Raw genomic sequence first — 13,707 nt, 5'->3', positions numbered from 1 at the left:
GTTTGTATTTGCGAAGTCTGGGTTGTCAGGCATTACTGCCCGCAACACTTTTTAAATTTTTTACCTGAACCACACGGGCAGGGATCGTTACGACCAAACTGTGGGCGCGTTCCGTCAATATAATACCATTGCCCGCTTTCCTTTAAGAACCGGGAACGCTCGATAATGGCACCCGGTTTATTATTCTCGGTAAAACGGGCAACAAAACTGACGTAACCTTCATCCACATGACTGCCTGGAGAGGATTCATAGACGGTGAGGCCGAGCCACTGCGTGTTCGCAAACCCGGCTTCGATGTCCTGTTTGAAATCGGCTGCGCGGCAGGATGGATGCCAGGTTTTAATCAGATAGTCTGCGTCTTTGATCACAAAAGCAGTGTACCGTGAACGCATAAGGTGTGACGGGTCTGGTGCAACCTGATCGCCAGAAAGATATCGCTGGCAACATAGGCTATACTCCAGAGCGCTACCACAAGGGCAGAGTTGAGACACGATTCTCTTCCTGGAACAAAATATAAAGGCGTAAAACGCTTCGGGTAGCACTATGTTAACTGAGGCGTTGCGTTGACGCTATGTCAGGAATCCAGGGGAAGTAAAACAGGACTAATGAGAAAGGTTAAAATTGGGCTGGCGCTGGGTTCAGGTGCCGCCCGGGGATGGTCGCACATCGGCGTGATTAATGCCTTGAATCAGATGGGCATTACTGTCGATATTGTTGCAGGGTGTTCAATTGGATCGCTTGTCGGCTCCGCTTACGCGTGCGGGAAACTTCCGGAGCTCGAGACATGGGTGCGCTCCTTCAGCTACTGGGACGTGCTGCGTCTGATGGACCTCTCCTGGCAGCGTGGTGGACTGCTGCGCGGCGAACGCGTCTTTAACCAGTTCCGCCAGGTCATGCCTCTCGAAGACTTCACTGATTGTCAGATGCCTTTCGGCGCCGTCGCGACAAACCTCAGCACAGGACGCGAGCTCTGGCTCACCGAAGGCGATATCCATCTTGCCGTCCGTGCCTCCTGCAGTATGCCGGGACTCATGGCGCCTGTCCCACACAACGGTTACTGGCTTGTCGATGGTGGCGTCGTTAACCCGGTTCCCATCTCTCTGACGCGTGCTATGGGGGCGGACATTGTGATTGCCGTCGACTTGCAGCACGATGCCCACCTGATGCAACAGGATCTCATGCCGGTCAATCTCCAGAGCGAAGATGCTGAGGGCGAGAAACTGGCCTGGCATGAACGCCTGCGCGGAAGAATCGGGCGTCTGGCCGCGCGTCGTTCGGTTGCCGCGCCGACGGCGATAGAAATCATGACCACGTCAATTCAGGTTCTCGAGAACCGCCTTAAACGTAACCGTATGGCAGGCGATCCTCCGGATATTCTTATTCAGCCGTACTGTCCGCAAATCTCTACCCTTGATTTCCATCGGGCTGAGGCCGCCATCGCAGCGGGCTCGTTAGCCGTCGAAAAGAAAATGGACGAATTGTTGCCTTTTGTGCAGACCGCACGTTAAGCACCTTTTTTTGACTACTTCAGCAAAATCTGACAGGCGATAGTGCCGATCGCATGCCACTATTTAGTTACTGTCAGCCAGGGGAGGAACCATGACGCAGCCATTGGCCGGAAAACACATTTTGATTGTTGAAGACGAGCCCGTTTTCCGATCGCTACTGGATTCGTGGTTATCCTCGCTAGGCGCAATGACGTCACTGGCTGAAGATGGCATCGACGCCCTGGAAAAAATGATCAGCATTACGCCCGATTTGATGATTTGCGACATTGCGATGCCGCGCATGAATGGACTAAAGCTGGTTGAACATCTGCGTAACGAAGGCAATCAGACGCCGATTCTGGTGATCTCTGCCACCGAGAACATGGCGGACATCGCAAAAGCATTACGTCTTGGGGTACAGGATATCCTGCTTAAGCCGGTCAAAGATTTGCATCGGCTGCGAGAAACGGTCCTGGCGTGCCTTTATCCGAATATGTTTAATTCCCGGGTAGAGGAAGAGGAGCGTCTTTTCCAGGACTGGGACGCGCTGGTGAGTAATCCGCCTGCCGCGGCGAAACTGTTGCAAGAACTCCAGCCACCCGTCCAGCAAACAATTTCACACTGTCGCGTAAATTATCGGCAGCTGGTGGCCGCTGACCAGCCAGGACTGGTGCTGGATATTGCGCCACTGTCAGATTCCGACCTTGCGTTTTATTCTCTGGATGTCACCCGGGCGGGGGATAACGGTGTATTAGCGGCGTTACTTCTTCGTGCGCTATTTAATGGTTTGTTGCAGGAACAGTTATCCCATCAGGGACAACGGTTGCCTGAGTTAGGCAGTTTACTCAAACAGGTAAACCAGCTTTTTCGTCAGGCCAATCTGCCTGGACAGTTCCCGCTATTGGTTGGCTATTACCATAGCGGTTTAAAAAATCTGATCCTCGTTTCAGCCGGTCTCAATGCATCACTGAATACCGGTGAACACCATATTCAGGTGAGTAACGGTGTACCGCTTGGGACGTTGGGAACGGCGTATCTTAATCAAATTAGCCACCGCTGTTCCTCGTGGCAGTGCCAAATTTGGGGTGCCGGGGGACGGTTACGCTTAATGTTGTCCACGGAATAAGCAATTGGATCGTCATTTTAAGATTGCTTTACCTGTGTTTTACGGGGAGTGCTACTATCGCTGCCCGGTTTCATGCGTATTTATCCTAATTGATCGGCAACGCGTTCTTTTCAGACCCGGACTGCGGGGCGAGACTGATATACTCAACGCGTTATTTATTGCATAAAAGTTCAAAACTTGAACAGCTCAGGAGAATTTGAATGGCTGCCCTAAATTCGAAAGTCAGAAAGGCCGTTATCCCGGTAGCGGGATTGGGGACCAGGATGTTACCAGCAACTAAGGCGATTCCTAAAGAGATGCTGCCTCTGGTTGATAAGCCATTAATCCAGTATGTCGTGAATGAATGTATCGCAGCCGGCATCACTGAAATTGTGCTGGTTACGCATTCATCTAAAAACTCTATCGAAAACCATTTCGATACAAGCTTTGAACTTGAAGCCATGCTGGAAAAGCGTGTTAAGCGTCAGCTGTTAGAAGAAGTTCAGTCTATTTGCCCTCCACACGTCACCATTATGCAGGTTCGTCAGGGGCTGGCTAAAGGTCTGGGCCACGCTGTTATGTGCGCGCACCCTGTCGTGGGTGATGAGCCTGTAGCGGTAATTCTGCCTGACGTTATTCTGGATGAATACGAATCCGATCTTTCTCAGGATAACCTGGCAGAAATGATCAAACGTTTCGACGAAACCGGCAGCAGCCAGATTATGGTTGAGCCCGTTGAAGATGTAACGGCATACGGTGTTGTTGACTGCAAAGGCGTTAACCTGGAGCCGGGTGAGAGTGTGCCAATGGTGGGCGTCGTAGAGAAGCCTAAAGCCGATGTCGCGCCTTCAAACCTTGCTGTTGTAGGTCGCTATGTCCTGAGTGCTGAAATCTGGCCTCTGCTGGCTAAAACGCCTCCAGGAGCGGGTGATGAGATCCAGCTGACGGATGCCATCGATATGCTGATCGAGAAAGAGACCGTTGAGGCCTACCATATGAAAGGTAAGAGCCATGACTGCGGTAATAAGCTCGGTTATATGCAGGCGTTTGTTGAATATGGTATCCGTCACAATACCCTTGGCGAAGAATTTAAAACCTGGCTCAAAGAGAGCGTAGGTATTAAGAAATAAGCCACGGTTGTAAATGTTCGAAACCGGTGAGGCGTTGCCCACCGGTTTTTTTATGCCCATAACACTCCCGAAAACCTGTCTGAAAGTACAGTCGATGAAATTGCTAAATAATGCTTTATGACAGAGTGTAAGAGGATGTTTGTGACAAATTTAGGTTAAAAAAAATCCCGCAATATGCGGGATTTTTCTGAATGAGGCTCGATTAATCCTTGATCAGGAAGTCGTCCAGCTGTTTACCCTGCTCATCCATCGCTTTCTTGATAACAGCAGGAGTACGACCCTGGCCAGTCCAGGTTTTAGTTTCGCCGTTCTCATCAACGTAGCTATATTTAGCAGGACGGGCAGCACGCTTAGCTTTAGTACCGGTTTTAGCGGCAGCCATGCTGTTCAGCAATTCATTTGGATCGATACCATCAGCAATCAGCATTTCACGATATTGCTGCAGTTTACGAGTACGTTCTTCGATTTCAGCCGCAGCAGCGCTTTCTTCTTCGCGACGTTCATTAACTACAACTTCTAATTTTTCCAGCATTTCTTCAAGCGTTTCGAGGGTGCATTCTCTTGCCTGCGCACGAAGAGTACGGATGTTGTTCAGAATTTTAAGTGCTTCGCTCATTGTAGTAATCTCAAACTTATAATGGGGGGTGGTTTGTTGACCTAATAATAGAGCCATAAATTCAGATGTGCAATAGCCAGGAATGTAAGGAATTCAAAAAATACTAAATAATGCCGCTATTATTAATTACGCTAACTTAAATTCCACCACCCAGCTGTCTCGGTTGTTATCACCGGAACCTGCTTAACCCGGTCGATTGCGTCTTTTTTTTGTGACATTTCCCGCAGGAATTATAGTTGCGGCGGAGAAATATCAGCCTTTTGTATTAGTTCTCACCCCTGGTGTTAAGCCTGAAATAGTTAATAAATAGTGAATTTTAAAGGGCCGGGATTCCACTATAAAAAGAAGTGTTATGTTTGGCTTAACTTATAACATATTGGCGTGGCTGAATGGGTTTACTTCATGTTTTAACGGGTTATTTTCATAAACAGAAGGTACTGAACGCGGCACTGAACCGCATCCTCTGTGCGCTGCATCGCTGATGACCGGACAAAATATGGTACAATGACTCATCGGGAATATTACACATTGATTAGGGTTTTACGGCCAATGGCACAACTTTATTTCTACTATTCGGCAATGAATGCCGGGAAATCCACCGCGCTGCTGCAATCCTCGTACAATTACCAGGAACGCGGGATGCGTACCGTTGTTTATACGGCTGAAATTGACGATCGCTTTGGCGCAGGGAAGGTGAGCTCCAGAATAGGGCTCTCGTCGCCTGCCAGGCTGTTTAACCCGAAAACCGATCTGTTTGAAGACATTCGTGCAGAACATGCGGCACAGCCCATTCACTGCGTACTGGTCGATGAGAGCCAGTTTCTGACGCGTGAACAGGTCCATGCCCTGTCAGAGGTAGTCGATGAGCTTGATATCCCCGTGCTCTGTTACGGCCTGCGTACGGATTTCCGCGGGGAGCTTTTTGAAGGGAGCCAGTATTTGCTCGCCTGGTCGGATAAACTTGTCGAACTGAAAACGATCTGCTTCTGCGGTCGTAAAGCGAGTATGGTGCTTCGTCTCGACCAGTCCGGGAAACCTTATGCAGATGGCGAGCAGGTGGTGATAGGCGGCAATGAACGCTATGTTTCGGTCTGCCGTAAGCATTATAAAGAAGCGTTGTCTGTAGGCTCGCTGACGGCGATTCAGCACGACAACAGAAAATAACTCAATCTTATTATTCAGACATAAAAAAACCCGCCATTAAGGCGGGTTTTTCATCTGCGGCTGTCAATTAAGCGCTTTTCTTCGCTTTCTTGTCAGCTTTGATGACTGGGGCTTCTGTTTTCACAGCGGCAACGTCACCTTCTTTGAACTCACGACCGTAGTAGGTATCCAGCAGAATCTGTTTCAGCTCGGAGATCAGTGGGTAGCGCGGGTTAGCACCAGTACACTGGTCATCGAATGCATCTTCAGACAGCTTGTCTACGTGAGCGAGGAAGTCAGCTTCCTGTACGCCCGCTTCACGGATTGATTTAGGAATACCCAGTTCAGCCTTCAGGCTTTCCAGCCATGCGAGCAGTTTCTCAATCTTCGCAGCAGTGCGGTCGCCCGGTGCGCTCAGACCAAGGTGGTCAGCGATTTCAGCATAGCGACGATGGGCTTGTGGACGGTCGTACTGGCTGAAAGCTGTCTGCTTGGTTGGGTTGTCGTTAGCGTTATAACGGATAACGTTGCTGATCAACAGGGCGTTCGCCAGACCGTGAGGAATGTGGAACTGTGAGCCCAGTTTGTGCGCCATTGAGTGGCAAACACCCAGGAAGGCGTTGGCAAACGCGATACCGGCGATGGTTGCTGCACTGTGGACACGTTCACGTGCTACAGGGTTTTTAGAGCCTTCGTTGTAAGACGCTGGCAGGTTTTCCTTCAGCAGTTTCAGAGCCTGCAGGGCCTGACCGTCTGAGAACTCGGACGCCAGCACAGAAACGTAAGCTTCCAGGGCGTGAGTCACCGCATCCAGACCACCGAACGCACACAGTGACTTCGGCATCTCCATGACCAGGTTCGCATCAACGATAGCCATGTCTGGCGTCAGCGCATAGTCAGCCAGTGGGTATTTCTGACCTGTTGCATCGTCGGTTACTACCGCGAATGGCGTAACTTCTGAACCGGTACCGGAAGTGGTGGTGACCGCGATCATTTTCGCTTTTACGCCCATTTTCGGGAACTTGTAGATACGTTTACGGATGTCCATAAAGCGCAGCGCCAGTTCTTCGAAGTGCGTTTCTGGATGCTCGTACATAACCCACATGATTTTCGCGGCGTCCATTGGGGAACCACCACCCAGTGCGATAATCACATCTGGTTTGAAGGAGTTAGCCAGTTCAGCACCTTTACGTACAACGCTCAGAGTTGGGTCAGCTTCAACTTCGAAGAATACTTCAGTTTCGACGCCAGCCGCTTTCAGCACGGAGGTGATCTGGTCAGCGTAGCCGTTGTTGAACAGGAAACGGTCAGTCACGATGAGCGCACGTTTGTGGCCATCAGTAATCACTTCATCCAGCGCGATTGGCAGAGAGCCACGGCGGAAGTAGATAGATTTCGGAAGTTTGTGCCACAACATGTTTTCAGCTCGCTTAGCAACGGTTTTCTTGTTGATCAGGTGTTTTGGACCAACGTTTTCAGAGATGGAGTTACCACCCCAGGAACCACAACCCAGAGTCAGGGAAGGTGCGAGTTTAAAGTTGTACAGGTCACCGATACCACCCTGAGAAGCAGGGGTGTTGATCAGGATACGTGCAGTTTTCATCATCTGACCGAAGTGAGCAACACGCTCTGGCTGGTTGTCCTGGTCAGTGTACAGACAAGAGGTGTGACCGATACCGCCCATGGCAACCAGCTTTTCTGCTTTCTCAACCGCGTCTTCGAAATCTTTCGCACGGTACATGGCAAGCGTAGGAGACAGTTTTTCGTGAGCAAACGGCTCGCTTTCGTCAACAACTTTCACTTCACCGATCAGGATTTTGGTTGTTGCCGGAACGGTAAAGCCTGCGAGTTCAGCAATTTTGTAGGCTGGCTGACCCACGATAGCGGCGTTCAGCGCGCCATTTTTCAGGATGATGTCCTGAACCGCTTTCAGCTCTTTGCCCTGCAGCAGATAGCCGCCGTGGCTGGCGAAACGTTCGCGAACCGCGTCATATACGGAATCCACGACCACAACAGACTGTTCAGATGCACAGATCACGCCGTTATCGAAGGTTTTAGACATCAGCACAGACGCGACAGCACGTTTGATATCAGCGGTTTCATCGATAACAACAGGGGTGTTACCCGCGCCCACGCCGATAGCAGGTTTACCGGAGCTGTATGCGGCTTTAACCATGCCTGGACCACCGGTCGCCAGAATCAGGTTAATGTCCGGGTGATGCATCAGGGCGTTGGAGAGCTCAACAGAAGGTTGGTCGATCCAGCCGATCAGGTCTTTTGGTGCACCCGCAGCGATAGCCGCTTGCAGGACGATATCTGCAGCTTTGTTAGTCGCGTCTTTCGCACGTGGGTGTGGAGAGAAGATGATTGCGTTACGGGTCTTCAGGCTAATCAGTGATTTGAAGATTGCAGTAGACGTTGGGTTAGTGGTCGGAACAATACCGCAGATGATGCCGATAGGTTCAGCGATGGTGATGGTACCGAAGGTGTCGTCTTCGGACAGCACGCCACAGGTTTTCTCATCTTTATAGGCGTTGTAGATATACTCGGAAGCGAAGTGGTTTTTAATCACTTTATCTTCCACGATACCCATGCCGGATTCGGCAACGGCCATTTTAGCGAGAGGGATTCGAGCATCTGCAGCAGCCAGTGCGGCCGCGCGGAAGATTTTATCAACCTGTTCTTGGGTGAAATTGGCATATTCACGCTGGGCTTTTTTAACGCGCTCGACGAGGGCGTTCAGTTCAGCGATATTAGTAACAGCCATAATGCTCTCCTGATAATGTTTAAACTCTTTTAGTAAACCAGCGCTCGATACGTCACACAGTATAGACAGAGCCGATACGACTTGCGTAACACAAAGTAAAACAAAGAGTTACTTTCTGCGTCAGCACACTAATTTACTAAAAGAGCCTTACCTTAGCATCATCCCTTTTTGTCAGGTGACCTCCCTGGGGGTGTAACCAAGATTACTCACTTCTGAGTACGAAAATCATGATCTGTGTCAATTTTCCCCCAAGCTGATACCTTTCAGCAGGGTTATTTTGTGCTGATTTTTCCAGTGTTAAATAATTACGTAAGTATTGGAAGTGGCGCTATCATTGATTATACATATGTTTAACATCCTGAAATGATAACGTTTTGGTACAGATTTCAAGTGAAGTATGCTGATAAAAAGGGTATCTTCAGCGCGATTTCTCACGACAAATTGTCAGTCCAGGGCATGTGTATAAGCGGAGCAAAACGTGATCCAAACGCTCTTTGATTTTCCAACGTATTTTAAATTTTTTATTGGTTTGTTTGCCCTGGTCAACCCGGTGGGGATCATTCCTGTCTTCATTAGTATGACGAGTTACCAGACAGCGGCGGCCAGGAATAAAACCAACCTCACCGCTAACCTGTCGGTAGCGATCATATTGTTGACCTCTCTTTTTCTCGGCGACACGATTCTTCAGCTGTTCGGGATTTCCATTGATTCTTTCCGTATTGCCGGCGGGATCCTGGTGGTGACCATCGCCATGTCCATGATCAGCGGTAAGCTGGGCGAGGATAAGCAGAATAAACAAGAGAAGTCAGAAACCGCTATTCGCGAAAGCATTGGCGTAGTGCCGCTGGCCTTACCGCTGATGGCCGGTCCGGGTGCCATCAGTTCAACTATCGTCTGGGGGACGCGTTACCATAGCCTGATGCACCTGATTGGCTTTTCAGTGGCTATTGCCATTTTTGCGCTCTGCTGTTGGGGTGTGTTCCGCATGGCACCCTGGCTGGTACGCTTGCTGGGTCAAACGGGCATCAACGTCATTACGCGTATCATGGGCCTGTTGCTGATGGCGTTAGGGATCGAATTCATCGTCACGGGTATTAAAAGCATTTTCCCCGGTTTATTGCATTAATACTTCATATGAAAGGACGGAGCGACGGCTCCGTTTTTTTACGTGATTATCAGCAAATCATATAACTAAAGTTGAAATGCTCACATATCATAATAAATTCTACTAATAATGTTCATTGCTTGTATTTCAATAGGTTATTAATTCCGCCTCAACCCGCCTGCACAGAAAATCTTCGATCGCTCTGTTATTTTACTCACATGATACTCTTGGGCTTGCTGAGAGATAACCGAAATGATATTAGTAATTTCAACATTCCCCTAGACGAATGTGCTAAATAATAACCAGTTGTTAAATTTTTGTACAAAGTCACTCGATGATAGCGCAGCGACGCGCTTGTAGAGAAAATTTTCTCTATCCTGTTGAATGTCATGTTGTTTTACTGATGTTCGATGTCTGGCAGGGCTGCCCTCAACGATACGGTACTCACCGTAAAAGAGAATTGCTTAACAAATTTGCAAAATGTATTGGCGCACGTTTACGCCATTTGATACTTTCCGGCCTAATATTTTGCAGCATAAAACAATCAGATGAGAATTATTTTCATATAGTTCTCTTCTCAGATATCCAGCGCAGGCCTCAAACAGGGGAGGCCTGTAAAGAATCGACGCAAGACGGCCATACGAGCGGTCAGTAATAAAAAAGTCGGTGATAGCAAGCAGTAAAAGAAGAACCTGACAGCAGCAAAAAAAACTCCTGCGCTGTACAGGCCCCAACAGGGGATTACACAGCTGGCGAAGGCCAGTCATTATAATGAGTGGAGTACCAACACAATGTCCATCATCACAAAAAAAAATCTGGTAGCGGCGGGGATTTTAACTGCGCTAATCGCGGGAAACGCTGCAATGGCTGCGGACGTTCCTGCAGGTGTTCAGCTGGCGGAGAAGCAGACGCTGGTGCGTAACAACGGTGCGGAAGTTCAGTCTCTCGACCCGCACAAAATTGAAGGTGTTCCTGAGTCTAACGTCAACCGCGACCTGTTCGAAGGTCTGCTGGTAACGGACGTAGACGGCCACCCGGCACCGGGCGTGGCAGAAAAATGGGAAAACAAAGATTTCAAAGTCTGGACCTTCCATCTGCGTAAAGATGCGAAATGGTCCGACGGTACGCCGGTGACGGCTGAAGATTTCGTTTATAGCTGGCAGCGTCTGGCGAATCCAACGACCGCCTCTCCGTATGCGAGCTACCTGCAATATGGCCATATTGCCAATATTGATGACATCATCGCGGGCAAAAAACCGATCACCGATCTGGGCGTTAAGGCGATCGATGCCAATACCTTCGAAGTCACGTTGAGCGAACCTGTTCCGTACTTCTATAAGCTGCTGGTTCACCCGTCCGTCTCCCCGGTACCAAAATCCGCCGTGGAAAAATTTGGTGAAAAATGGACCCAGCCTGCCAATATCGTGACCAACGGTGCCTACAAGCTGAAAGACTGGGTGGTCAACGAGCGTATGGTACTTGAGCGTAACCCGCAATACTGGGACAACGCGAAAACCGTGATTAATCAGGTTACCTACCTGCCAATTTCGTCCGAAGTGACTGACGTTAACCGCTACCGCAGCGGCGAAATCGACATGACCTATAACAACATGCCGATTGAACTGTTCCAGAAACTGAAGAAAGAGATCCCTAAAGAAGTTCACGTCGACCCGTACCTGTGCACTTACTACTATGAAATCAACAACCAGAAAGCACCGTTCACCGACGTACGCGTTCGTACTGCGCTGAAGCTGGCACTGGATCGCGATATCATCGTGAACAAAGTGAAAAACCAGGGCGATCTGCCGGCATACAGCTATACCCCTCCATACACCGATGGCGCAAAACTGACCGAGCCAGACTGGTTCAAACAGACGCAGGAACAGCGTAACGCAGAAGCGAAGAAACTGCTGGCCGAAGCGGGCTATACCGCCGATAAGCCGCTGACCTTCAGCCTGCTGTACAACACCTCCGATCTGCACAAAAAACTGGCTATCGCCGTTGCCTCGATCTGGAAAAAGAACCTGGGCGCGAACGTGAAGCTGGAGAATCAGGAGTGGAAGACCTTCCTCGACAGCCGTCATCAGGGCACCTTTGACGTGGCGCGTGCTGGCTGGTGTGCGGACTATAACGAACCGACCTCCTTCCTGAACACCATGCTGAGTGACAGCTCAAACAACACCGCGCACTATAAGAGCCCGGCGTTTGACAAGCTGATCGCCGACACGCTGAAAACCACTGACGAAGCACAGCGTACTGAACTGTACTCTAAAGCTGAGCAGCAGCTGGATAAAGGTTCCGCGATCGTTCCGGTTTACTACTACGTTAACGCCCGTCTGGTGAAACCGTGGGTAGGTGGATATACCGGTAAAGACCCGATGGATAATATCTACGTTAAAAACTTGTATATTATCAAGCATTAATGGCAATGAGTGGGGCGGGCGTGCTCGCCCCACGGTGTCTAACCAACGTCACATTATATAGGCACACGCCAGAAGGTACGGGCAATGTTGAAATTTATCCTACGTCGCTGTCTGGAAGCGATTCCAACGCTATTTATTCTCATCACGATTTCCTTCTTCATGATGCGCCTTGCGCCGGGAAGTCCATTTACCGGTGAGCGTACGTTGCCGCCAGAAGTTATGGCGAATATCGAAGCGAAATACCACTTAAACGATCCTATCTCCACCCAGTACTTCAACTACCTGAAGCAGCTGGCGCACGGTGATTTTGGACCGTCATTTAAATATAAAGACTATTCCGTTAACGACCTGGTGGCGTCCAGCTTCCCGGTGTCGGCGAAATTGGGTGCTGCGGCATTCATTCTGGCGATCGTTTTCGGGGTCACCGCTGGCGTCATCGCCGCGCTCAGACAAAATACCAAATGGGATTATGCCGTAATGGGGGTGGCGATGACCGGGGTAGTCATACCCAGCTTCGTTGTCGCGCCATTACTGGTGATGATATTTGCCATTACGCTGAAGTGGCTGCCTGGCGGCGGCTGGAACGGCGGGGCACTCAAGTTCATGATTTTGCCGATGGTGGCATTATCTCTGGCGTACATCGCCAGTATCGCGCGTATCACCCGTGGTTCAATGATCGAAGTGCTGCACTCGAACTTCATTCGTACCGCGCGCGCGAAAGGGCTGCCGATGCGTCGGATTATCTTCCGCCACGCGCTTAAACCGGCGCTGTTGCCCGTGCTCTCCTACATGGGCCCGGCATTCGTCGGGATCATCACCGGCTCGATGGTTATCGAAACCATTTACGGCCTGCCGGGCATTGGTCAGCTGTTTGTTAATGGCGCGCTCAACCGCGACTATTCGCTGGTACTGAGCCTGACCATTCTCGTCGGTGCGCTGACCATTCTCTTTAACGCAATCGTCGATGTTCTGTACGCCGTCATCGACCCGAAAATCCGTTACTAACTGGAGCACGCCATGATGTTGAGTAAGAAAAACAGCGAGGCGCTGGAAAACTTCAGTGAAAAACTGGAAGTGGAAGGTCGTAGCCTCTGGCAGGACGCGCGCCGTCGCTTTATGCACAACCGCGCGGCGGTGGCGAGTCTGGTAGTTCTGGTGATCATCGCGCTGTTTGTTACCCTGGCGCCGATGCTGTCGCAATTTACCTATTTCGACACCGACTGGGGCATGATGTCCAGCGCGCCGGATATGGAGTCTGGCCACTATTTCGGCACGGACTCTTCCGGACGCGATCTGCTGGTGCGTGTCGCTATCGGTGGGCGTATCTCGCTGATGGTCGGGATTGCTGCCGCGCTGGTGGCGGTGATCGTGGGGACGCTCTACGGCTCACTGTCCGGCTATCTTGGCGGTAAAGTGGACTCGGTGATGATGCGTCTGCTGGAAATCCTGAACTCCTTCCCGTTTATGTTCTTCGTCATCCTGCTGGTGACCTTCTTCGGTCAGAATATCCTGTTGATCTTCGTGGCCATCGGGATGGTGTCATGGCTGGATATGGCGCGTATTGTTCGCGGCCAGACGCTGAGTCTCAAACGCAAAGAGTTTATCGAAGCCGCGCAGGTCGGCGGTGTCTCTACCGGGAATATCGTGGTTCGCCATATCGTTCCTAACGTGCTGGGCGTGGTGGTGGTCTATGCCTCACTGCTGGTGCCAAGCATGATCCTGTTTGAATCCTTCCTGAGCTTCCTCGGTCTGGGTACGCAAGAGCCGCTGAGCAGCTGGGGCGCGCTGCTGAGTGACGGTGCAAACTCAATGGAAGTGTCACCGTGGCTGCTGTTATACCCGGCGGGTTTCCTGGTCGTTACCCTGTTTTGTTTTAACTTTATCGGCGATGGCCTGCGTGATGCCCTCGACCCGAAAGACCGTTAAGGAGC

General features: G+C 50.4%; 11 protein-coding genes. 8 read left to right on the top strand and 3 right to left on the bottom strand.

Annotated features, from left to right (window positions below; genetic code table 11):
* Positions 1–32 precede the first annotated feature (32 nt).
* Positions 33–491 carry a YchJ family protein gene (locus KGP25_RS13510; protein ID WP_045908969.1) on the bottom strand — a complete coding sequence of 153 codons (459 nt, stop codon included), beginning with the start codon at positions 489–491 and terminating at the stop codon, positions 33–35.
* 114 nt (positions 492–605) lie between these two features.
* Between KGP25_RS13510 and rssA the strand changes: the two genes are divergently transcribed.
* The 3 genes from rssA to galU all read left to right on the top strand — a co-directional run bounded on the left by rssA (position 606) and on the right by galU (position 3,722).
* Positions 606–1,508, top strand: coding sequence for a patatin-like phospholipase RssA (gene rssA, locus KGP25_RS13505; RefSeq protein WP_045908968.1), 903 nt, complete (start codon positions 606–608; stop codon positions 1,506–1,508).
* Between the two features lie 91 nt (positions 1,509–1,599).
* Positions 1,600–2,613, top strand: coding sequence for a two-component system response regulator RssB (gene rssB / locus KGP25_RS13500; RefSeq protein WP_032647605.1), 1,014 nt, complete (start codon positions 1,600–1,602; stop codon positions 2,611–2,613).
* Positions 2,614–2,813: 200 nt separating this feature from the next.
* Positions 2,814–3,722, top strand: a complete 909-nt coding sequence (gene galU, locus KGP25_RS13495; protein ID WP_008502780.1) for a UTP--glucose-1-phosphate uridylyltransferase GalU — start codon at positions 2,814–2,816, stop codon at positions 3,720–3,722.
* A 202-nt stretch (positions 3,723–3,924) separates the two neighbouring features.
* On the opposite strand, the gene hns is transcribed toward galU, so the two are convergent.
* Positions 3,925–4,338, bottom strand: a complete 414-nt coding sequence (gene hns, locus KGP25_RS13490; protein ID WP_008502781.1) for a histone-like nucleoid-structuring protein H-NS — start codon at positions 4,336–4,338, stop codon at positions 3,925–3,927.
* Positions 4,339–4,887: 549 nt separating this feature from the next.
* Between hns and tdk the strand changes: the two genes are divergently transcribed.
* Complete coding sequence (gene tdk, locus KGP25_RS13485; RefSeq protein WP_021240332.1) at positions 4,888–5,502, top strand: thymidine kinase; 615 nt, start codon at positions 4,888–4,890, stop codon at positions 5,500–5,502.
* Between the two features lie 67 nt (positions 5,503–5,569).
* On the opposite strand, the gene adhE is transcribed toward tdk, so the two are convergent.
* Positions 5,570–8,248 (bottom strand): bifunctional acetaldehyde-CoA/alcohol dehydrogenase, encoded by a 2,679-nt coding sequence (gene adhE, locus KGP25_RS13480; protein WP_223539103.1) that lies wholly within the window; start codon positions 8,246–8,248, stop codon positions 5,570–5,572.
* A 478-nt stretch (positions 8,249–8,726) separates the two neighbouring features.
* Between adhE and KGP25_RS13475 the strand changes: the two genes are divergently transcribed.
* From KGP25_RS13475 to oppC, 4 genes are all read left to right on the top strand, one after another.
* Entirely contained in the window at positions 8,727–9,374 is a 648-nt protein-coding gene (locus tag KGP25_RS13475) for a YchE family NAAT transporter (protein ID WP_008502784.1), read from the top strand.
* Between the two features lie 770 nt (positions 9,375–10,144).
* Complete coding sequence (oppA, locus tag KGP25_RS13470) at positions 10,145–11,776, top strand: oligopeptide ABC transporter substrate-binding protein OppA (RefSeq protein WP_223539102.1); 1,632 nt, start codon at positions 10,145–10,147, stop codon at positions 11,774–11,776.
* Positions 11,777–11,860: 84 nt separating this feature from the next.
* Positions 11,861–12,781: an oligopeptide ABC transporter permease OppB gene (oppB, locus tag KGP25_RS13465; protein WP_008502786.1), complete on the top strand. Its 921-nt coding sequence runs from the start codon at positions 11,861–11,863 to the stop codon at positions 12,779–12,781.
* Between the two features lie 12 nt (positions 12,782–12,793).
* Entirely contained in the window at positions 12,794–13,702 is a 909-nt protein-coding gene (gene oppC, locus KGP25_RS13460; protein WP_008502787.1) for an oligopeptide ABC transporter permease OppC, read from the top strand.
* Positions 13,703–13,707: the final 5 nt, after the last annotated feature.

Source organism: Enterobacter sp. JBIWA003 (genome assembly GCF_019968825.1).
Lineage (GTDB): Bacteria > Pseudomonadota > Gammaproteobacteria > Enterobacterales > Enterobacteriaceae > Enterobacter > Enterobacter quasiroggenkampii.
This window is presented reverse-complemented; position numbering and strand designations above follow the sequence as displayed.